This window comes from Hominisplanchenecus murintestinalis, from assembly GCF_943193015.1.
GTDB classification, from domain to species: Bacteria; Bacillota; Clostridia; order Lachnospirales; family Lachnospiraceae; genus Hominisplanchenecus_A; species Hominisplanchenecus_A murintestinalis.
Genome location: NZ_CALPCM010000022.1, coordinates 25124 through 46404, shown reverse-complemented (window position 1 = coordinate 46404; position 21281 = coordinate 25124). Strand labels below are relative to the sequence as shown.

General features: G+C 46.2%; 10 protein-coding genes, 1 tRNA gene and 1 other annotated feature. Of the genes, 6 read left to right on the top strand and 5 right to left on the bottom strand.

Features of this window, described 5'->3' with window-relative positions; genetic code table 11:
• Positions 1-83 precede the first annotated feature (83 nt).
• Positions 84-422, bottom strand: coding sequence for a hypothetical protein (locus NFR99_RS09170; protein ID WP_251353467.1), 339 nt, complete (start codon positions 420-422; stop codon positions 84-86).
• 150 nt (positions 423-572) lie between these two features.
• Positions 573-770 (top strand) — a binding site (T-box leader).
• 52 nt (positions 771-822) lie between these two features.
• On the opposite strand from NFR99_RS09170, the gene thrS reads away from it, so the two are divergent.
• Both thrS and NFR99_RS09160 read left to right on the top strand, forming a co-directional pair.
• Complete coding sequence (thrS, locus tag NFR99_RS09165) at positions 823-2748, top strand: threonine--tRNA ligase (RefSeq protein ID WP_120483884.1); 1926 nt, start codon at positions 823-825, stop codon at positions 2746-2748.
• Between the two features lie 97 nt (positions 2749-2845).
• Positions 2846-3157, top strand: coding sequence for a DUF1540 domain-containing protein (locus NFR99_RS09160; RefSeq protein WP_120483883.1), 312 nt, complete (start codon positions 2846-2848; stop codon positions 3155-3157).
• Positions 3158-3217: 60 nt separating this feature from the next.
• On the opposite strand, the gene NFR99_RS09155 is transcribed toward NFR99_RS09160, so the two are convergent.
• Together NFR99_RS09155 and NFR99_RS09150 are read right to left on the bottom strand one after the other, a co-directional pair.
• On the bottom strand, positions 3218-7063 hold the full coding sequence (locus NFR99_RS09155) for an exo-alpha-sialidase (protein ID WP_251353466.1): 3846 nt from the start codon (positions 7061-7063) through the stop codon (positions 3218-3220).
• Positions 7064-7235: 172 nt separating this feature from the next.
• Positions 7236-11015: a leucine-rich repeat protein gene (locus NFR99_RS09150; protein ID WP_251353465.1), complete on the bottom strand. Its 3780-nt coding sequence runs from the start codon at positions 11013-11015 to the stop codon at positions 7236-7238.
• Positions 11016-11237: 222 nt separating this feature from the next.
• Between NFR99_RS09150 and NFR99_RS09145 the strand changes: the two genes are divergently transcribed.
• The 4 genes from NFR99_RS09145 to rplT all read left to right on the top strand — a co-directional run bounded on the left by NFR99_RS09145 (position 11238) and on the right by rplT (position 18883).
• Complete coding sequence (locus NFR99_RS09145; RefSeq protein WP_251353464.1) at positions 11238-17360, top strand: leucine-rich repeat protein; 6123 nt, start codon at positions 11238-11240, stop codon at positions 17358-17360.
• A 347-nt stretch (positions 17361-17707) separates the two neighbouring features.
• Positions 17708-18205, top strand: a complete 498-nt coding sequence (gene infC, locus NFR99_RS09140; RefSeq protein WP_120483879.1) for a translation initiation factor IF-3 — start codon at positions 17708-17710, stop codon at positions 18203-18205.
• 98 nt (positions 18206-18303) lie between these two features.
• On the top strand, positions 18304-18501 hold the full coding sequence (gene rpmI / locus NFR99_RS09135) for a 50S ribosomal protein L35 (RefSeq protein ID WP_120483878.1): 198 nt from the start codon (positions 18304-18306) through the stop codon (positions 18499-18501).
• Positions 18502-18526: 25 nt separating this feature from the next.
• Positions 18527-18883, top strand: coding sequence for a 50S ribosomal protein L20 (rplT, locus tag NFR99_RS09130; protein ID WP_120483877.1), 357 nt, complete (start codon positions 18527-18529; stop codon positions 18881-18883).
• 166 nt (positions 18884-19049) lie between these two features.
• On the opposite strand, the gene NFR99_RS09125 is transcribed toward rplT, so the two are convergent.
• Both NFR99_RS09125 and NFR99_RS09120 read right to left on the bottom strand, forming a co-directional pair.
• Positions 19050-19133, bottom strand: a tRNA-Leu gene (locus NFR99_RS09125).
• Between the two features lie 120 nt (positions 19134-19253).
• Positions 19254-21251 (bottom strand): phospholipase D-like domain-containing protein, encoded by a 1998-nt coding sequence (locus NFR99_RS09120; protein ID WP_251353463.1) that lies wholly within the window; start codon positions 21249-21251, stop codon positions 19254-19256.
• Between the last annotated feature and the right edge of the window lie 30 nt (positions 21252-21281).

Sequence of the window (21281 nt, the reverse complement as noted above, 5' to 3'; positions counted from 1 at the left end):
ATAAGAATTTCCATATCCTAATTCTTACCAAAAAGGAGCCATTTATTTCCAAAAACACAAACTTATTTACACTACCTGCTCTTTTAACGATGGTGGTTCGAATGATGCTTCTTCAAAGAATGTCTTTTGCCGTTATAGTGGGTTGTTTTGTGCTTTTTACAATAATTTTTGCAGCTTTTTTTGGTTTTGTGGAAAGTTTCATGGTAAGAACAATAGGTTCTTTTTGTCTTGGCGCGGGAAGTATTTGTGTTACGGTAACTGCTTCCATCGCAGTAGCCATTTTCATTATAGTAACCGCTTCCATCACAGTAGCTGGTCCTATGGCGGTTTCCATGTCCATGAGCCATGACAGGCATGGATAAATTAGCTGTCAGCAGCAGGGCGGCCATAATTCCTGCGCCGGCTTTTTTTAAAATCTTCATTTCCAATTCCTCCTATCTTGCTTGTTTCTATTTTAGCTTTTCAATAATAACACGATTCAGGGTATCAAAACCTTGCAAAGAAAATAAAAAAATACAGGATGTTTAACCGTTGACAAATCTCCGGGCGGTGTTATAATGAATGAGAAAAGAGAAAACACGCTGAAGAGAAGAGTAAGATATGGAAGCATGCAGAGAGAGATGTATATGGTGGGAGCGTCTTATGCCGGAAATATCTGAATACCGCCTCTGAGTGGCCTTAATACGGTCCGGTGATACCGTTATCATCAGAAATAAGTGGTTTTGAAAGAAACAAGCAGGGTGGAACCGCGATGAAACATCGCCCCTTTTTGCATAGAGATGTGCAGAAAGGGGCTTTTATATTAAGAAGGAGGAAACGAAAATGATTATCACACTGAAAAGCGGCGACAAAAAGGAGTATTCTGAGAGTAAATCCGTATATGAAATTGCAGCAGATATCAGCGAAGGTTTGGCGCGTGCGGCATGTGCGGGCGAGGTGGATGGTGAAACCGTGGATTTACGCACCATAATTGACAGGGATTGTGAGCTGAATATCCTGACAGTAAACGACCCTGAGGGATTGGCGGCGTACCGCCACACAGCTTCCCACATTATGGCGCAGGCAGTGAAACGTCTTTATCCGGATGCAAAGCTGGCAATCGGGCCGTCTATTGCAGATGGGTTTTATTATGATATGGACAGGGAAATTCCGTTTACGCCCCAGGATTTGGAAAAAATTGAAGCGGAGATGAAGAAGATTATTAAAGAGGCTCTGCCGATTGAGAGATTTACCAAACCGAGAGAGGAAGCTATCGCATTTATGGAGGAACGTGCGGAGCCGTATAAGGTAGAGCTAATCAGGGATTTGCCCGAGGATGCGGAAATCAGCTTTTACAGCCAGGGAGAGTTTGTGGATCTCTGTGCAGGCCCTCATCTGATGAGTACAAAGCCGGTGAAAGCATTTAAGCTTACGAATCTGGCGGGCGCGTACTGGCGGGGAGATGAGCATAACAAAATGCTCACACGTATCTATGGAACTGCATTTGGAAAGAAAGCGGAGATGGAAGAATACCTGACCATGCTGGAAGAAGCCAAAAAGCGTGATCACAGAAAACTGGGAAAAGAGCTGGGGCTGTTTATGATGAGCGAAGCAGGTCCGGGCTTCCCATTTTTCCTGCCGAAAGGAATGGAACTGAAAAATGTGCTGCTGGATTACTGGCATGAGCTTCACCGCAGGAATGGATATCAGGAGATTTCTACTCCGATTATCCTGAACAGGAGTCTGTGGGAGACTTCGGGACACTGGGCGCATTATCAGGAAAATATGTATACTACGGTGATTGATGAGCAGGATTTTGCGGTTAAACCTATGAATTGTCCGGGAGGCATACTGGTATATCAGTCGGAGCCGCGTTCGTATCGTGACCTGCCTCTGCGTCTGGGGGAACTGGGAATGGTTCACAGGCATGAGAAATCAGGACAGCTCCACGGGTTGATGCGTGTGCGCTGTTTTACGCAGGATGACGCACATATCTTTATGACTCCGGATCAGATTAAGGATGAGATTAAGGGTGTGGCAAGGTTGATTGACGAGGTTTATAGCCTGTTTGGATTTAAGTATCATGTAGAGCTTTCTACCCGTCCCGAGGACAGCATGGGAAGCGATGAGGATTGGGAGATGGCTACAGATGCCTTGAGAGGCGCACTGGATGAGCTGGGACTGGACTATGTGGTAAACGAAGGGGATGGGGCATTCTATGGTCCCAAGATTGATTTCCATCTTCAGGATTCTATTGGCCGGACCTGGCAGTGCGGAACGATTCAGCTTGATTTCCAGCTTCCTCTGCGGTTTGATTTGGAATATATTGGGGCAGATGGGGAGAAGCACAGGCCGATTATGATTCATCGCGTGGCGTTTGGTTCAATTGAACGTTTTATCGGTATTCTGATTGAGCATTTTGCAGGGGCATTCCCTACATGGCTGTCCCCGGTACAGGTTCGTGTGCTTCCAATTTCTGAAAAATACATGGATTATGCGGGCAAAGTGCTGGATACGCTTAAGGAGTCGGGAATCCGTGCAGAAATGGACAGCAGAAGTGAGAAGATAGGCTATAAAATCCGTGAAGCACGTTTGGCAAAGATTCCTTATATGCTGGTAGTTGGCGCGAAGGAGGAAGAAGGAAATCTTGTTTCTGTAAGAAGCCGTTTTGCCGGAGATGAGGGACAGAAAGCCCTTGGATTGTTTATTGACGATATAAAAAAGGAAATATCAGGAAGACAAATACGCGAAGTAGAAGCAGCAGAATAAAACGCAGCTGTTTCCGTAGATTTTCTGAATAAAAATGTTGTCGTGGCAAATACTATAGTGTATTCGTTTAATATATGTAATGAAGGAGGCCATGACGATGCCATCATTAGTTTGTTCAGCACAGAGCTGCGTCTACAATAATGGGATGTACTGCAGCAAAGGAGATATCAAGGTAGGCGGCGATAACGCCGAGACTTCTGAGGAAACCTGCTGTACCAGTTTCCGGGCACGTACCAGCGAAGGAGCGAAAAGCTCTATGGGTACGCCATCCCAGAAGATTGAGGTTGCCTGTGAGGCTTGTGAGTGTATGTACAATAAAGATTGTGTCTGTGATGCAGATAAAATTGGAATTTCCGGTGCGTCTGCATGCAAATGTGAGCAGACAGAGTGCAGCACATTCCAGAAATAGAAATGGTTAAAAATACAGGGATTCGCCAATAGTCGTGAATCCCTGTATTTTTTAATGCTTTTATTTGATTTTTGCTTTTTTGCTCATGCCTGCTTTTTTCATTTTCTTAAGCAGTGCATTCCGCAGTGTCTTTTTCATTTTCTTTGGAGTTTTTACCGTCATCTTTGTGGAGGTTTTCTTGAAAGCGCCTGTTTTGATATTCTTCAGCGCTGTGCCTTTGAGCGTAACCTTGGAGAGCTTTTTACAGCCGTTAAAGGCCTGCTTTCCAATGGAGGATACGTTTGCGCCTATGGTGATCTGTTTAAGCTTTTTGCATCCGTTAAAGGCTTTTGCGTCAATCTGGATAATCTTGTAGTCTGCGCTGTTGATTTTTACTGTGTTTGGTATGGTAATGGAACCGGCTTTTGTATTTTTGCATTTTGCTGCGGAAACGGTCTTTTTATCTGCATCCAGAACTTTGTACTCTACATTTTTGTAAGTAATCTTATCTCCTTTTTTTGTGACAGGCTGCGGCGACGGCTGCGGTTCGGGATTAGGAGCAGGATTAGGTTCAGGATTCGTAATTTTTTTCAGGCCGTTCTGTGCATTTTTCAGGTTTGCCAGCAGGTCTGCCAAATCTGCCGGGCTTGCGTCGGCAGGTGGGTTTACGGCAGATTTGTAGGCGTCCGAAAATATTTTCCAGCTATCAGGCGTGTAGCCTGCTGAGCCTGCGGCATAAATGCTCTGTGCATCAGCAACTGCTGTTGTGAGGTTTGATTTTGCCAGTTCAAGTTTCGCGCTGTCCAGTTTCTGCTGAGCCAGAGTCAGAGCCTTGAGGGCTGCATAGAGATCATCAGCGCTTTCGCTGTCTGCCGCCTGTTCTGCGTTTGTGAGAGCGGTTGAAAATTCTGTCCAAATGTCGTTTGAAATACCTGAAGGCGGCTGTGTGTCTTTTTTTGCAATGTTTAATGCTGCAGCCAAATCAGATTTTAAGGATTCCGCAGACACTTTGATTAGAGCTGCTTTGGCAGTCTCTAAAGCCTCTATTTTTTCGTACAATTTCAGGAGGCTTAAGTTGCCGTCTGTTGCTTGTTTACAATCTGCCAAGACAGCTTTGAGAGAATTCAGGGATTCTGGTGTATACAGCCCGTCATCTTTGCTTGTGTTGTTGGAGTTTTCGTATTTTTCCATAAACTCGGAATATGCGGAAGTATATATAAATTCAGTTTTTGTGTGAGACTCATCGCGGCGGCAGTGGTAAATCTGTTCGCCGTTTTCTGTTTCCGTAACAGGTTTGCTGACAGAACCTTCATCCCATTCATGTCTCAGGGCAGGAATTACCTCTCCGGGGGTTATGATGCCGTCACATTTGGAGCAGATGGAATCCCCGGTATAGCCTGCCGTGATGCAGGATGCCTCCAGCTTATTTTTTTCTACAGGGGTATGTGAACATCCGTCTGCCAGTGCAGGATGCTCTTTTGTTACCCGAATGCTGTAAGGTGTGCCGTCAATAACAGCCTGGGTGTGTCCTTCGCCGACTCCGGTAATAGAAACAAAGGTAGTTATAAGCGGCTTTGTAAGATCTACACGTTTTGTCTGTGCGTTTGTACCGTTTGTGGGGTACAGGATGATAATGTTATTTTCATCCCAGATACGGGCAATCAGGTAACGCTTGCCGCTTGTGATGCCGGATGTTCTGGACAATCGTTTATATCCCGGAATTACGTCGTCATCGGAGACAGTATCCTGTTTCTCCAGAAGAGCCAGCTCATAGCTGACGTCGTTTGCAGTAAAACCACTGTTTGCATTAAAGGTCATGCTGGGAGTATGGAATATGACATATCTTGAATCGTTGTGCTGGCAGAGATAGAAAAGATCGCTGTCAGCCGTTGGGGTTACTTTCATATTTATGGCAGAATCATTAAAGAAGGTAGAGGCGTTTGTGTTTGTCAGATACTTGTTGGCTGCTTCATTCTTAATGTGCCAGTAATTTCCTGAGCTGGTAAAGGTAAACTCTGCATCTGCAAGATTCAGTGATTTGTTGGGAGTTGAGGAAAAACTGTTTAAACTGGAAGCGACAGCAGTCCCGCTGTGTTCGTACAGTGCGTAAGTAGTTTCCTGACGGGTGGATACTGACGCACAGGAAGCGTCTGGCTGTGTGTTTATTGTACCGGTTCCTTCGTGTGTAAAGGTTTTTGTACAGGTTTCGCCTTCGGCAACTTCCATTTTTACAGGAGTGCTGTCAATGATTCCATTGGGAACAACATCCTGGATATCATAATTATTGAAGAAGATACCGCCGTTATTTCCTTTTTCCCACAGAAGGGCAAGAGAACCGTCGGCCTGCTCTGTCAGGCAGGAGTAAGCATATCCGCCGCTTCCGAGTGCATAGGCATTCAGCAGTTCCAGCGTGTGCCGGTCATCATCGTTTACCAGGAAGGTGTGTATTTTACCATTGGAGCGTCCTGTACTGGGGCATGCAACCATGACAGCCTGTTTCCCGTTGATTTTCTTTGAATAAGAAATAGCAGATAGGTTACAGCCGGAACCCGCAGGGATATTCGTGATTACAGTTCTCTTAAAAATATACTCACCTTTGTTATTTTTCTCAGCGTCAGCATAGCATATTTTACTGTTCCCGTTGCGGAAGAACATGCGCAGCGTACCCTTGCCATCCTCTATTTCTACAATTTCATTTTCAGAAGACCACATATTTGGCACATCGTTTGTTCGTTTCCATGTATTTCCGCGGTCGGAGGAATAGACGATACTGGCATTTTCCTGTTCTCCCGTGATATTTCCAGAGTTGTCGTATACGCCAAATACAATCGTTCCATCACTTGTGACCATTCCCTGTCCGGGTGAGACGAGGATGGCGTGTTCGTTGGTGCGTCTTTTTACCTGGTCGTTAATATCCCGCGGATTTGTCCAGGTTTTTCCATTGTCATTGGAAGTTACCATCCAGATATGGGCAACGCAGTAAATGTGGAATTTGGAATCCTCATAATATATGTTCTGTTGTACTTCACCAATAGGATCTGTATTAATGGAGTCAGAACGTACCTGCATTTGTTTTAAATCATCAATATATTCTCCGTCATCGTTTATTGTATAGAGATTATACCATTCATCTACGCCAAAACCTGTAGGAGAGTTGTCTGACCTTGAAAGAATAGGGGCGAATCCGTCCGTAAAGTCACTTACATAGTAAGGATATGTTTGTAAATCTGTGTCGGATGGTTCCGTCATGACTTTGGTGTAATCTTCTGTCACCGCAAGACGGCGTTTCCCGTCTACTGTCACGTATCCTGTTCCGGTTCCTACGCTTCCTGTGCATGGAAGAGCCGGGTTATTACCTATATAGCGAAGGATATTTGAATTGTTTGGGTCTATGTGCGCCTGGTTTTGGTAGAGAGTGGTAGCTCCGGTGGGGTTTACATCTGCAAAGCAGTAAACGGTACCATCCGGTCCCTGCAGGATACAGGAGTCGATAATAGTCGTAGCGTCGCTCCAAAGAGGGTTAGAATCATGTCCGGAAAATCCATTGCTGTCTGGGAAAAAGAAAGGAAAGCTGTAATTCCAGGTCTTTCCTCCATCACTGGATACGGATGCAATGGTATCCAGTCCGCCGCCGTCGGCAAATCTTTCCCACCGGGCATCGGCAGTTGCCAAAAGGTCGCCGTTTTCCAAGGTAATTAATGCAGGGATACGAAATCCTTTACTGCCGGCAGTATTTGTAGCAAAGGGCTGGTTCTGTGTGACATTCTCTTCACATACAGATAAACTTCCGGCTTTTTTAAGTACAGGCTTGTCTGTAGCCGCAGCGGAAGAGGAGAGTGAAAAAGCAGGGAGCATCGAAAACGCCACGGTACTTGCAGTAACGATGGTTAGACCCCGTTTCCACATCTGTGAAAATTTGTTTATCATATAAAACCTCCTGTTAAGTTAATAATCTTATTATAATAAAAAAAGAAAATTCTTTCAATAGAAGAAAGAAAATAAATGAAATCATTAAATTTAGGAAATTTAAAAATATCGGAAATGGTTTCAAAAAATTATGAAAATAAAAGACCGCCCGGGTGATACCCGGGCAGCCGTTTTATTTAATTTTTGCTTTTTTACTCATACCGGCTTTTTTCATCTTTTTCAGAAGAGCGGTACGCTGGGACTTTTTGAGTTTTTTCGGCGCTTTTACAGTCATTTTAGATGAAGTTTTCTTAAATGCGCCAGATTTAATGTTTTTGAGTTTCGTTCCCTTTAGTGTTACCTTGCCCAGCTTCTTACAGCCTTGGAATGCGTTTTTTCCGATGGAAGCCACATTTGTGCCAATAGTAATTTGCTTGAGTTTTGTGCAGTTTTTAAATGCATTTGTGTCAATTTGAATGACCTTGTAGGATTTTCCGTTAATTTTTACCGTCGCAGGAATTGTGACAGAAGCAGCCTTTTTATTTTGGCATTTTGCTGCGGAAACTGTCAGTTTTTTTACATCCAGAACTTTGTAGTCTACGCCCTTATAAGGAAGGATATCCCCTTTTTTGGTTATAGGCTCAGGCTGGGGTACGGGAGCAGTTTGTTTTAGGTTCCCCTGTGCGCGCGTCAGGTTGTCTAACAGTGTTTTCAGGGCAGAAGCATCTGCGTTTGCCGGTGGGTTTGCGGCAGCATTGTACGCTGCGGCGAATGCATTCCAGGTTTCAGGGGTATAATTACCCTGTCCCTTTGCATAAATGCCTTTTGCCTGCGAAACAGCGGCAGCTAAATTATTTTTTGCTGTGGCCAGCGCTTCAGCCACGAGCATTTCTTTGGCGTCGTTCAGGTCTTTCAGAGCCTGGTTCAGATTTTTCAGCAGTGTCCAGATATCTTCTTCAGTTGCATCATCCGGGACAGGTGCAGAGGCTTTTTGCAAAGCATCCTGGAACGTGTTCCAGATATCAGCGGAAACTCCGCCCTGAGAAGCGGCGTCCTTTTGTGCTGCAGTTACTGCCTGGGTCAGTTCTTCTTTGAGAGTTTCTACAGTCTTTGGTTTCAGAGCATTTTTTGCAGTGCGCAGAAGGTTTTCCAGGCGGTACATTTCTGCGCGGGATGCATTTTTGCCGGAAAGGGCTTTCTGTGCAGAGTCATAAGCTGTTTGTAATATTACAGCGCCGACGGATTCGTACATATCTAAATTTTCTATCAAAACTTCGCTTTCCTCACATGCATCTGCCAGAAGGGAAAATGCCGATGAGTAGATGATTTCTGTTTTTTTATGGAAGGCGTCGTTCTGGCAGGTGTACACTTTTACACCATCCTCTGTACGGGAAACTTCTTTTGTGATGGTTCCCTCGTCCCATTTGTGCCCGCCAAGGGAGGGGATTTCTTCACCGGATTCAACAAGGCCGCCGCAGAGGCTGCAGATTTTATCTCCGCTGTACCCTTCATCTTCACAGGATGCAGGCATTGCATTTTTTATCGCGATACTGTGGCTGCAGCCAGAGTCTGCCTCACCGTATTCTTCTGTTACATGAATCTGATAACGGACTCCGTCAATGATGGCTGTGGTATATCCTTCGCCAAGTCCGGTAAAGGTGAGCGTGGGGTTGTTGACGGAAACAGCAGGATTCAGGAGTTTGGTCTGCGCAGCCGTACCGTTTGTGGGATAGAGGATAATCGCTTTGTTATCCTGCAGGTGTGCGATCAGGTATTTCTTTCCGCTTGTAATAGATGAAACCTGTTTGTAACCCGGAATGGTATCAGTTTCTGAAACCTTGTCCTGCTTTTCAAGCAGTACTATTTCATATTTGCTATCGCCATCTGTGTAATTTTCATTTGTGTTAAAGGTCATGTTAGGATTGTTAAAAGTAATATAACGTGTTCCGTCCTCTTTGCAGATGCGGAACGTGTTCTGCCCGGCAGTCGGCGTAACAGTCATGTTAGCAGCAGTAGTTGAGAAAAATGCCTCCGCAGAATTATCGTTTGTCAGGTATAATTTTTTTGATTTATTTTTTATTGTCCATGTAGTTCCTGAACCTGTAAACGTAAATTCTGCATCAGAAGGCAGAAGGGAAAGGTTAGCTTCTGTTGAAAAACTGTCCAGGCTGGAAGCAACATTGCTGGTGTGGTCGTACATTGCAAAGTGGGTATTTTCTTTGCCTATAGATACAACCTGGTTATCCGGCGCCTGGGTGATGTTTCCTTCGTAGGTGTAAACTTTTGAGAAAGTGTCTCCGCTTTCAAGGTTTATCTTGGTAGTACTTCCTTCGATATTCTTATTTGGAATTACATCTGAGATGTCGAATTTGCTAAAACGGATAGCGTAGTGGTTTGGCTCCCAGAGCAGGCCAAGGCTGCCATCCTCCAGTTCTGTAAGGCTGGAATATACGAAACTTGCGTAGCCGCCCTGTCCTTCGGGGATTTTGAAGGTGTTGATAAGCTCCATAGAGTGCTCTGCGTCATCGTTTACTAAAAGGGTATGGATGACGCCGTTTGCACGCACACCCGAAGGGCATGCAACCAGAATCACCTGCTTGCCGTCTATTTTTTTGGAATAGGAAATCGCGCTGAGGTTGCAGCCAGTTTGGTGGGAGGCGGGACTTGCTTTGGGAGCGCCCATCTCATAAGTGCCGTCAGGCTGTTTTACGATGTCGGCATATGCCAGAGTTCCAACAGGGTTCCTATAACCGCCGCGGCGGAAAAACATACGCAGAGTGCCGTCCTCAAGCTCTACGATTTCATCCTCGGAAGAACAGGTGTAATCTTCAGTTGCAGGAATATTTTCCGTGCGCTGCCAGGTGGAACCATTATCAGTAGAATATACCATACTGGCCTGTTCGCCTCCTTCTGTTTTATAAAAGCCAATTGTGATGTCGCCATTGCTGATTGTCGTTCCTTTTCCGGGGGAAACCAGGAGGGCTGTCTCTCCTTCTTTCTTAATCTGTGTATTTAGAATCTGTGGGTTGTCCCAGGTACGTCCGTGGTCTTTCGATTCTACAGACATAATATAGCCTGTCCGGTACACATGAAGGTCAGAACCGGCATAGAATGCATTCTGCTGTACCATAACATCCGGCTCATCTTCGTCGGTACTTTCCTGTTTAACCTGAACCTGCCGCAGAGTGTCTTTATATTCGCCGTTTTCAACGGAGTAGAGGTTGTACCACTCATCGACGCCATATTTAGAGGGAGTCCCGTCTTCCATATTGAGGACAGGGGCAAAACCTTCTTCGTCAAAATCACCTACATAATATTCGTAGCCTGCATTAGCCTCGTCCGGGCGGTTGTTAGATTTGGAATAATCGGATGTAAGCGCGAGACGCAGCGTGCCGTTTACATCCACATAGCCGGTTCCGGCTCCGGGAGATTTAAATCCGGACATGGTGGTAACACCCGTGGGGTTTACGTCGGCAATACAGTAAATCGTGCCGTCGGGTCCTTCCACAACGCCTGGGTCAATGATGGTGGTGGCGTTTGCCTTGGTGCTGTTTCCGGGATAGCCGTCGCTGTCCGGAAAGTAAAATGGGAAGCTGTAGTACCAGGTTTTTCCTCCATCGCTGGATACGGAAGCGATACTGTCCAGACCGCCGCCGTCAGGCGCATCAGAGCCGTCAACAACTCCGTACCTGGCGTCTGCGGTAGCCAGAAGGTCTCCGTTCTGCAGGGTAATCAGTGCAGGAATGCGGAAACGCTCGCAGCCTGCCGTGCCCCTGGCAAAAGGTTCGTTCCGCGTGAAGTTTTCTTCGCTGACAGGGATGCTCCCGGCTTTCAGGAGAGAAGGTTTTGTGGTAGCAGCGGCAGAGACGGGCAGCGACAGAGACGGCAGCATAGAAATTACCATAGCTCCGGCAGTGAAAATACCCAGACCACGTTTCCACAGATGTGAAAGAGTTGAGAGTTTCAGTAACATGTGGCACCTCCTAAAAATTAATAAATTTTTCTATATTATAGTAAGAAAACAGGAATGTTTCAATAGAACGGTTGGTCGAAAAAGCAAAACAGTCAGGCAGAATCTACAAAAGTACGTAATCTGTAATATTAGGGAGCGGTAGTAGACTTTGTATTTTTTCTGTACTATAATAAAAATGATAATAGCAAGGCTTTGCATATATAAAGGAAGAAGGGAAAAATTATGAAACAAAGAGTAATTTCTATACTTCTGTCTGTGGCTTTGGCATTGCAGCCATGTATGGCAGGAGCCGCGCAGGGAAGAGTAGAAGCGGCAGAGGAAGCAGGGAGGAAAGAAAGCTGGCAAGTACAGCATGAGGATGGATCTGACAGGGAAGCGGTGAATCCGGGCGTGGAAAAGGCGTTTACGGAAGAAGCGCCGATAGAGCCGGACGACGGGTGGATACAGGTAAACAGAGGTGTTTTGGATAAGAATACGGAATGGAACCTGGTGGATGAAGAAAACGGACAAGAAGAGAAAAGTAGAGTAAAAGCGCGGGAAGCAGGAATAGCTGACACGGATACAGTGACGGGCGCTTACGGGGAAAGTATTACATATTCCCTTGATTTGTCAACGGGAACGCTTACGTTTAGCGGTTCCGGCGATATGGCAGACAGTATGGGTTCTGCTTCCGATTCACCTTTTTATTTGTATCGGGACAGGATTACTTCGGTAATCGTTGGGGATGGCATCACATCGATTGGAAATTATGCCTTATACTGCTGTACGAAGCTGAGGACAGTCCGTATGCCGGGAAGCGTGACCCGGATTGGCAGCAGCGCATTTCGAAGTTGTGAAAACTTAAAGGAAATTGTAATTCCGTCAAATGTGACGGCGATTGGGCAGGATGCTTTTTTGCACTGTTATAATCTGGAGAGCATAAGCCTGCCTGCCGGACTGAAAACAATCGGGGCTTCCGCTTTTTTTGACGCCTGGAAACTTGCGGAGATTCAGATTCCTGATAGTGTGACGGAGATTGGGAGGGGCGCGTTTACACAGTGCTATGAGCTGGAGAGGGTAACTTTGCCATCCGGGCTTACAGAAGTATCGGAGAGCCTTTTTTCAAACTGCAGAAAATTACGGGAAGTGGTGTTCCAAAGAGGGATTCAGAAAATAGGGGCAAGTGCATTTGCAAGATGTGCCCTGACAAGCATTGAGATACCGGAAGGCGTGACATCTATCGGAGAAGGGGCGTTTTCAAGCTGCAGCAGCCTGGCAGAAGTTACATTGCCGGATAGTTTGGCTGTGATTGGCGCGAATGCATTCAGCGGTACTGCCTATGAGGAGAGTCTTTCGGAAAACGAATTCGTGATACTGGGAAATGGGATGCTCTATCAATACAACGGCAGCGGCACGTCGGTAACGGTGCCGGAGGGCGTGACCCAAATCGCGGACACAGTATTTAAAAATCATAAAGAGATTGTGGAGGTGGAGCTTCCAGAAAGCCTGCGCTCCATTGGAAATTCCGTATTTGAGGGCTGCGCTGCACTGGAACGGGTGACAGTCCCGGAGGGTGTAGAATGGATCGGGGAAGATGCGTTTCGGGGAACGCCGTTTCTGGGAGCACAGGAGGATGGCGTCGTAGTACTTGGAAAAGCAGCATATACCTACCAGGGGGCTGATAATCCTGTACAGCTTCAGATTCCGGACGGAGTGGTTTCCATTACGCCGTTTGGTTTTCGATTCCTGGGTTCTGTTGAACGGGTTACGATTCCGGAAAGCGTGACGTCGATTGGCGAGGGTGCATTTCTTGGCTGTACTGCACTGACACAGGTGAGTGTTCCGGAAAGCGTGACAGAGATTGGCGCGCGGGCTTTTGGGTATTACTGTGTAAATGGGAGCAGCGGAACATATCTTCCGATGCATATAGCGTTGGCAGGATACACGGGTACGGCGGCACAGGATTATGCGGAGGATACACAAAATAATGTGACATTTCTTCCGCTGGATGCGCTTTCCGGCTCTTGCGGGGAAGATGCAGCATGGTCGCTGGATAGTGAAACCGGGGAGCTGGTAATCAGCGGAAGCGGCGCTATGAAGGATTACACTTCTTATGGGGAAGAAGCATCGCCTTTTAAGGCTTACCGGGGCTTCATTACTTCTGTAACGGTTCAGGAGGGAATTGCTTCTATTGGGGCATATGTGTTCTACGAGCTGGATAAGCTGGAAGAGGTCAGCCTGCCGGGCAGCATTACGGCGATTGGGAATTATGCTTTTAGAGGATGTACGAAGCTGGGTTCCCTGGAGATTCCACAGGGGGTTTCGTCTATTGGTTCAGAAATTTTGGGTGGCTGCAGCAGTCTGAAATCTGTTGAAGTGGCGTCAGAGAATGAGAGCTATTGTTCGGATAACGGGATTTTATATAATAAAGAAAAAACACAGCTTTTGATGATTCCAGGGGATTTTCCACAGGAAACGCTCCGCATCCCAGAAAGTGTAACAAGAATCGGAAATTATGCGGCGAGTGAAAACAGGAACCTGCGGTGCGTATATTTTCCGGAGGGGCTGAGTTATCTTGGGTATGGAGCTTTTTCGGGATGTATTTCCCTGAAGAATCTGATATTTGAAGGGAATGCGCCGGGTTTTGGATCTTATAGCGCTGTAAATACAGAGGGAATTACGATTTACTGTGGTTTTTCCAGGCAGGGATGGACAGATAAGATGGAGAATCTTAGCTACCCGGAAGAGAAAAGCTGGGTGGATTTGGATGAGCTGACAGGCGTTCAGACCCTGGAGCTGGAAGCAGAAACAGAAACCCTTGCAGTGGGAGATACGCTGAAGCTGAATGCGAAGCTTGACCCGGCGCTTGCATTGGATTTTGAATGGACGAGCAGCGCGCCGGAGATAGCCGGGATTGCCTCAGATGGGACGCTTTCGGCGTACCGTCCAGGAGAGGTTACGGTTTCTGTAAGGAGCCGGGACGGCGTTTATCAGGCAGAGAAAAGATTTATCGTTACGGGCGAGCCTTATGAGATTCCGCAGGCTGAAGTGACGGAACTGCCGCAGGAAGCGCTTTCTTATACGTCTGTCAGTACCGAGACGGTGCAGATTCCGTGCGCACAGCAGAATGGAATCTATTTCCTGAATGGAAATAAGCTTAGTTTTTACTCGCTGTCAGCGAAGCAGGTTACTCCGGTGTATACATTTTCAGGGGTTACCTGTTCTTACAGCGCAGGAGAAAAGCTGTATATCGTATACCGGCAGCAGTGCACAGTTTATGATTTGCTGAAAAGAAAGGTAGACAGAACGGTCTATATACCAGGATATACGGCGACAGCCGTGGGCGCGGATGATCTGGGGCGCATTTATGTTGCGGCGGATAACAGCAGCAACCAGTATGACCACAGAGTTTTCTTGTTTAGCCCGGAGGGAACGCTTCTTTCCTGGATGGCTTCGGGAACCCGCGTATACCGCTTTAACGGATTTGACAGTACAAACGGAAATTTCTATATAGAGGTGTCTTATGACTACTATTCCTGGGGATATTCGCATCCGGGTCTTGCGCTTCGTATGGGAAATGTTACAGATAACGTGATAAAACGCGTAGACGTATATAGTTCGTTTACGGAAAGCGGAATCATTACACGGGAGATGGACAATATTATATATCTTTGCCAGGATGTATATAAGAAGCATCAGAATAATGCGGTTCTGCTCGGCGGTCGTTATCTGACGGCAGTCAGCGTACTGCTTGGCGTGGTGCGGGTGATGGATTCTCATTCGGAGAATCTCGACATTTGCCAAAGTTATTTAAGAGAACCTACAGAATACGAGCAGGAAAGCAGCTACAGCGATACCTCCAGTATTGGTGTGCGGACGGTTTACCATGAGGGACATGACAGCCTGATTTTATATGAAAATGGACGGCGTCTGACAGAATATGATATAAAAACGGGCAAGCGCACCGCAGAGTATAACACTGCCCATTATGTGTTCAATATGTTCTGGATGGACGAAACGCTGGTTCTGATTGAGAAAGAAAATGATGTCTACTATGTGGAAATGGTAGACTGGAGCGACCCTGAAGAAATTGAAATCACAGGGGAAACGACGATGCGGGTAGGCGAGTCCCAGCGCCTGACAATAAACCACAATAAACCATATACATCTTATTATGAATGGAGCAGCGAGGATAAGCGTACGGCATCCGTATCAGAAAACGGAGATTTGACGGCATGGAAAGCAGGATCGGTGGAGATTACGGTATCAAATATCAGCGGAACTCTGAGAGCCAGCCATAGCGTTACAGTACAGGAAAGAGAGGGCGCAAATGAGGAGGGCGGCGTTGTTACTTCTAATGGAACGGTGAGCCAGAATATTTCTCTTAATAATTACCAGGTATGGAGCCGCCCTGTAAATTCGTATCTGACGGAAAGAGAAAACCAGACACTGGAGAGAGTGGAGTATATCAGAGACAGAGGGGTTCTGGTAGAAACCTATTCGAAAGACGGCAGCCGTATAAACAGCCGGACGATAGAATCTCCGCTTCCGCTGTTTGGAGGATTTTTTGCAGGGAAAGATTACAATTTCCTGGTATTTGGACAGGAAAATGAGCAGGAAAGCGACAGCTGTGAAATCATGCGCGCTGTAAAGTATTCAAAGGACTGGAAGCAGATGGGTCAATATTCGGTATATGGCGCGAACACCTATATTCCATTTGACGCCGGTTCGCTGCGTATGGCGGAAACCGATGGAAAGCTTTATATCCATACGTGCCATGAAATGTATCTGTCAAGCGATGGGCTGCATCACCAGGCGAACATGACCTATGTTGTAAACGAGACAGATATGACAGAACTGCAATCTTATTACGATATGCTGAACATTTCCCAGGCGGGATATGTGAGTCATTCGTTCAATCAATTTGTCCAGACAGACGGTACGTATGTGTACCGTGTGGATCACGGCGACGGAGGCCCCAGGGCAATAGCTCTGACACGCGCAGATGTGGACGGAGAAATCACAGACGTCCGCTATACGCTTCCCCTGCCTATACAGGGAGGTTTTGGAAATAATGCAACGGGCGTATCGGCGGGAGGTTTTGAACTTTCAGCAGATAATTGTCTGATTGTGGGAAATTCTGTGGATCAGACAAGTGAAGAAAATTATTCTGCGGCGGGGCAGAGGAATATTTTCCTGACAGTTACGAGTAAGAGCCTGACAAAAAACAAGATTGCCTGGCTGACGGATTACCAAAAAACAGACGGAGTTGTGCCGGGGACGCCGCAGCTTGTCAAGATGAATGACTGGCAGTTCCTTATTCTGTGGGAGGAGCATTACGAAGGTGTGGATACTGTCTGGACAAAAATGGTAACTGTTGATGGCGACGGAAATCAAATCTCGGATATCATAAAGACAGACATGCGCCTGTCAGACTGCCAACCGGCTGTAACGGGTAACGGTGTGGTGAAATGGTATGTGTCTGACGGGAACAGCGTACGGTTTTATACAGTAAATCCATATCGCTTAGAAAACATGGCAATATCGGATTCCTGTGAAGGTTCGCACATGTGGAATGGCGGGGTGTTTGAAAAGGAGACTTCCTGTGAAGAAGGTGGAATCTGTATCTATACTTGCATAAGGTGCGGGGAGAGAAAGCAGGAAATCATTCCGGCAGGACATAACTGGAGCGAATGGTTTAGGTTTGGCATAAGAGAGGAAATAAGATGGTGTCTTAAGTGTAACAAAAAAGAAATAAGATTACAGGGCGCAGGCGGAAATGAGCCCGGCACTTCTTGGGATGATACAGATGAGGATGAGGATGGAGAACCATCAACGCAAAATCTGCCCAAACCAGGAACGAAGCTCACTGCGGCAGATGGAAGCGTCTATACTGTCGTAACAGCAGGTTCTGCCGTGGAATTTACAAAAGCCGGAAATAAAAATGCGGCGTCCGTGTCGATCCCTTCGGCAGTAACGATTAATAAGGTGGTATATCAGGTAACAGCGATAAAAGCGAATGCCTTTAAAGGTAATAAAAAACTGAAAAAGGTTAAAATCCCGGCTTCTGTAAAGATCATAGGGGATAATGCGTTTATGAACTGTACATCTCTGACCTCTGTGGTTATTCCGGCGAAGGTAACCAAAATCGGGAAAAAGGCGTTTTATAACTGCAAGAAGCTGAAAAGTATCACGATAAAGACTACAAAACTTACGACAAAGAAAGTCGGAAGCAAGGCATTTACCAAGGCGGGAAGCAGCAGCTATAAAAAGCTGAAGGTTAAAGTGCCGGCAAAGAAATTGTCTGCTTACAAGAAACTGTTAAAGAAAAAGGGTCTTTCACCAAAAGTAAAGGTGAGAAAGTAAAGAGATGGGAAATCCCAGGTTTACGGCAGGAGCTGTAAACCTGGAGTTTGCTAAGGATGACCTGCCGTTTGTTCCAGATGGCAATGAGACTTTAAGGGAAGGCAGGTAAAACTTGCAAAAATCGTTGACAGAAAAATGTAATTGTGGTAAAGTAGCAGAGGTTAGAAAATAAAGAAGAGTATCCGCTCTCACCGCAGCGCAGGAGGCGACTGTCGGTTAATATGGAACATAGGGCTTTCGGACGAGAGTTTTCTGTGTAGATATTTAGAGTGGATAGTCTGACTATCCACTTTTTTGGATGGAGAGATTGAAAGTGTTGATGGAGGTGCACGACTATTAGCGAATTAATGATTAACGAGCAGATCAGGGACAGGGAAATCCGTCTGATTGGAGAGAATGGAGAGCAGTTAGGTATTATGTCCGCGAGAGAAGCGATGAAAAGGGCGCAGGAAGCGGAGCTGGATTTGGTAAAGATTGCTCCCACAGCGAAGCCGCCGGTATGTAAGATTATTGATTATGGAAAGTACCGTTATGAAATGGCGCGCAAAGAAAAAGAAGCAAAGAAGAAGCAGAAAATCATTGAAGTGAAGGAAGTGCGTCTTTCACCGAACATTGACAGCAACGACTTGAGTACAAAGATAAACGCTGCCAGGAAGTTTATCCAGAAGGGGAATAAAGTTAAGATTACATTGCGGTTCCGCGGACGTGAGATGGCGCATATGAATGCCAGCCGCCATATCCTGGATGATTTCGCAAAGGAGCTGGCAGATATCGCTGTTGTAGAGAAGCCTTCGAAAGTAGAAGGCAGAAGCATCGTGATGTTTTTAACGGAGAAACGTTCATAAGGGCGTTTCGTGTTAAAAGGGTACGGCAGGTTCCAGCGCTGTAGAAGCTGGAGAGGGCTGTATATAGATAAATATACAAATAAGGAGGAACATATACAATGCCAAAAATGAAAACAAACAGAGCTGCTGCAAAGCGCTTCAAAAAGACAGGTACAGGACAGTTAAAAAGAAATAAAGCTTATAAGAGCCATATCTTAACAAAGAAATCTTCTAAGAGGAAGAGGAACCTGAGGAAAGCAGCGATTACCGATGCTACAAACGTAAAGAACATGAAGAAGATTTTACCGTATTTATAAAATCAGGCGAAGGAGGATTTGAGAAATGGCAAGAATCAAAGGTGGAATGAACGCTAGGAAAAAACATAACAGAACATTAAAGCTGGCAAAAGGATATAGAGGTGCCCGTTCCAAACAGTACAGGATTGCAAAGCAGTCCGTTATGAGGGCGCTGGCAAGTTCCTACGCAGGAAGGAAGCAGAAAAAGCGTCAGTTCAGACGTCTGTGGATTGCACGTATTAACGCTGCCGCACGTATCAACGGATTATCCTACAGCAAGTTTATGTATGGTCTGAAGCTGGCCGGAGTAGAGATGAACAGAAAAGTCCTGGCTGATATGGCTGTAAATGACGCAGAAGGTTTTGCAACACTGGCTGAGCTGGCAAAGAGCAAAGTTGCGTAAATTTAATAATAAAGTTTGAAGAGGAACCGCGGTGGGCGGTTCCTTTTTTACGAATCGCTTTGTTGTGTGTTGGTATGAGCTTTAGAGATGTTTTCATACTGCTTTATTGTATCAATTAAAAGAACAAAAAAAGAAACCTCGATTTCCGAAGTTTCTTTTTTGTTCATGCGGAAGATGGGACTTGAACCCACACGGTATTGCTACCACAGGCACCTGAAGCCTGCGCGTCTGCCAATTCCGCCACTTCCGCATCCAAATCAATATCTGATTTGATTTGTTGGGAAGCTGCGCTTGCAACTCACGAGTTATATAATACAACAAGTCTGGAGGTTTGTCAATACAAAATTTAAAAATCAAATCAAAATATGTCTTACATCAGGAATCTTGCCCAATAAGCCCAGCGCCGAATCATATCGATGCTGAACTTTTTTTGCGAAGCCATCAGCTGGGGCGACTGGCCGTCCGCCAATTCGTAGGAATCAGCATCTTTAACTTTCAGGGCGTCTTTTTCATATTTGTGCATTTCTTTGCGCAGCTGGCGGTTCAGCTCTTCGCTGTCTATGATTAGCATCAGTTCTGTGTCCAGGTAGGCGCTGCGCATGTCCCAGTTAAAGGAGCCGATGGCGGATATCCGGCTGTCGATGGCGAAGCATTTTCCGTGGTAGGAGATGCCGCCGTCATATTCCATAATCTGCAGCCCTGTATCCAGAAGCCGTGCTTTGTTTTCACGGTAGTCCATAGCGCCAAAGGGATTTCCATTGTTGGCTATGGAGTTGGTCATCATTTGTACGCGGGGAACATGTGTGCAGACTTCTTTGAGCCGCTCTGTCATCCAGTCATTGCAGATGATGTACGGAGTATGGAAAATGACGGATTCGTCTGCATTCTTCATCAGCTCCGTGATGGTGTAAAAGACAACAGGCTCTTTTGCACGTACATGGATGGGATTGGAGACAAGCCGGATGCTGCGGGCGGGAACAGTGGCTGTCAGAATATCCAGGGGGGCAAACCAGTCCTTGTGCCCTGATTGTGTCTGCTGATAAAGATTCCGGAGTTCCTGGCGGCATTCCTGTACGGCGGGATGATTTTTAAATAAGCGTTGTTTTCCTGCGGTACGGCAGTCGGGCAGTTCCCAGATAGAATGGAAATAGGTCTGAAGCTGGACTATGGAGCCGGAGTCCGGAGAGTTTTTTGTGGAAACGAGCACGTCCCAGTCATAGTTTTTGTAGCCTTCCTGATCTCCGAGAAAATAGTCATAAGAGTTTCTGCCGCCGAGGATATAGGCTGTGGAATCGGCAACCAGGTATTTGTCATGCAGCCTGCCCATAAGCGTCCAGGGTTTCAGAAGGCTTATCGGATTATATACTTTGAGGTTTACGTTGTCAGTTTCCGTTAGAGCCAGGAACCAGGGGTTTCCTTGGATTCCTGTGGTGTATGCCAGGCCGTCAATCAGGATGTTTACACGCACACCCCGGTCTGCGGCGTCGAGCAGTGCGGAGAGAAGGATTTTTCCGCTGGAATCGGCGTCGAAATCGAAGGTAGAGAGGATGATTTCTTCTTTTGCCTGGGAAATCAGGCGCACGCGTTCCGCGAGGGCTTCTCCGTTGTCGGAAATTACTTTTGCGCGTTCCACGCCGTCGGATTCACTGTAAAAGTCAGATGCCTGGAAACTCTGTACCGTTTCTTCTGAAACGGTTGGCTGCCTGGTATATGGAAGAATGACAGCGGATGCGTAAAGCAGTGTCAGAAGAATTACGGCTAATAACATTTTCCATAATTTTTTGGCTTTTGTATTATTTTTTTCAGAGTTATAATTGTTCAGGTTACGGTAAGCTGTCCAGTACATCCTGAGATATTTTACAAGGGAAAAAAGCATGACAAAGATTGCCAGGGCGGACAGCAGGTTGACAGTAAAATAGGCGATGTCCGGAAATACCAAAAGCAGGAGCATGGTGAAATCAAGGACTGCAGTGCAGAGTTTTCCGTGCTTCTGCGCGCCGTCCATCCGGTAGCCGCGCTTCATCATATAGATTCCCAGAACTGCCATACACAGTTCTTTTATAAGAAACACCAGAAGCAGGATGACGACGGCAGGATAACGGAGGGCAAACCCTAGTGCGAGAGCGCCTTGCGTCAGTTTGTCTGCTACGGGATCCAGGATTTTTCCAAATTCAGTGACCATATCGAAGCGCCGGGCGATTTTTCCGTCCAGAAAATCGGTCAAAAAGGATAAGAGCATAATAAGAATGGCAAGGCGATAAGACTTTGCGCAGATATAGAGATAAAGGTACAGGGGAATCAGGAGAATACGGAAATATCCCATCAGATTCGGGATGGAAAGGTATTCGTTTTTCAGGTTTTGTTTCAAGAGTAAGGCCTCCTTAAATATTCAGGAAGG

Bases quoted from the DNA above. Each gene is read 5' to 3' on its own strand.
- NFR99_RS09170 (WP_251353467.1), bottom strand. From the start codon at position 422: ATGAAGATTTTAAAAAAAGCCGGCGCAGGAATTATGGCCGCCCTGCTG.
- thrS (WP_120483884.1), top strand. From the start codon at position 823: ATGATTATCACACTGAAAAGCGGCGACAAAAAGGAGTATTCTGAGAGT.
- NFR99_RS09160 (WP_120483883.1), top strand. From the start codon at position 2,846: ATGCCATCATTAGTTTGTTCAGCACAGAGCTGCGTCTACAATAATGGG.
- NFR99_RS09155 (WP_251353466.1), bottom strand. From the start codon at position 7,063: ATGATAAACAAATTTTCACAGATGTGGAAACGGGGTCTAACCATCGTT.
- NFR99_RS09150 (WP_251353465.1), bottom strand. From the start codon at position 11,015: ATGTTACTGAAACTCTCAACTCTTTCACATCTGTGGAAACGTGGTCTG.
- NFR99_RS09145 (WP_251353464.1), top strand. From the start codon at position 11,238: ATGAAACAAAGAGTAATTTCTATACTTCTGTCTGTGGCTTTGGCATTG.
- infC (WP_120483879.1), top strand. From the start codon at position 17,708: ATGATTAACGAGCAGATCAGGGACAGGGAAATCCGTCTGATTGGAGAG.
- rpmI (WP_120483878.1), top strand. From the start codon at position 18,304: ATGCCAAAAATGAAAACAAACAGAGCTGCTGCAAAGCGCTTCAAAAAG.
- rplT (WP_120483877.1), top strand. From the start codon at position 18,527: ATGGCAAGAATCAAAGGTGGAATGAACGCTAGGAAAAAACATAACAGA.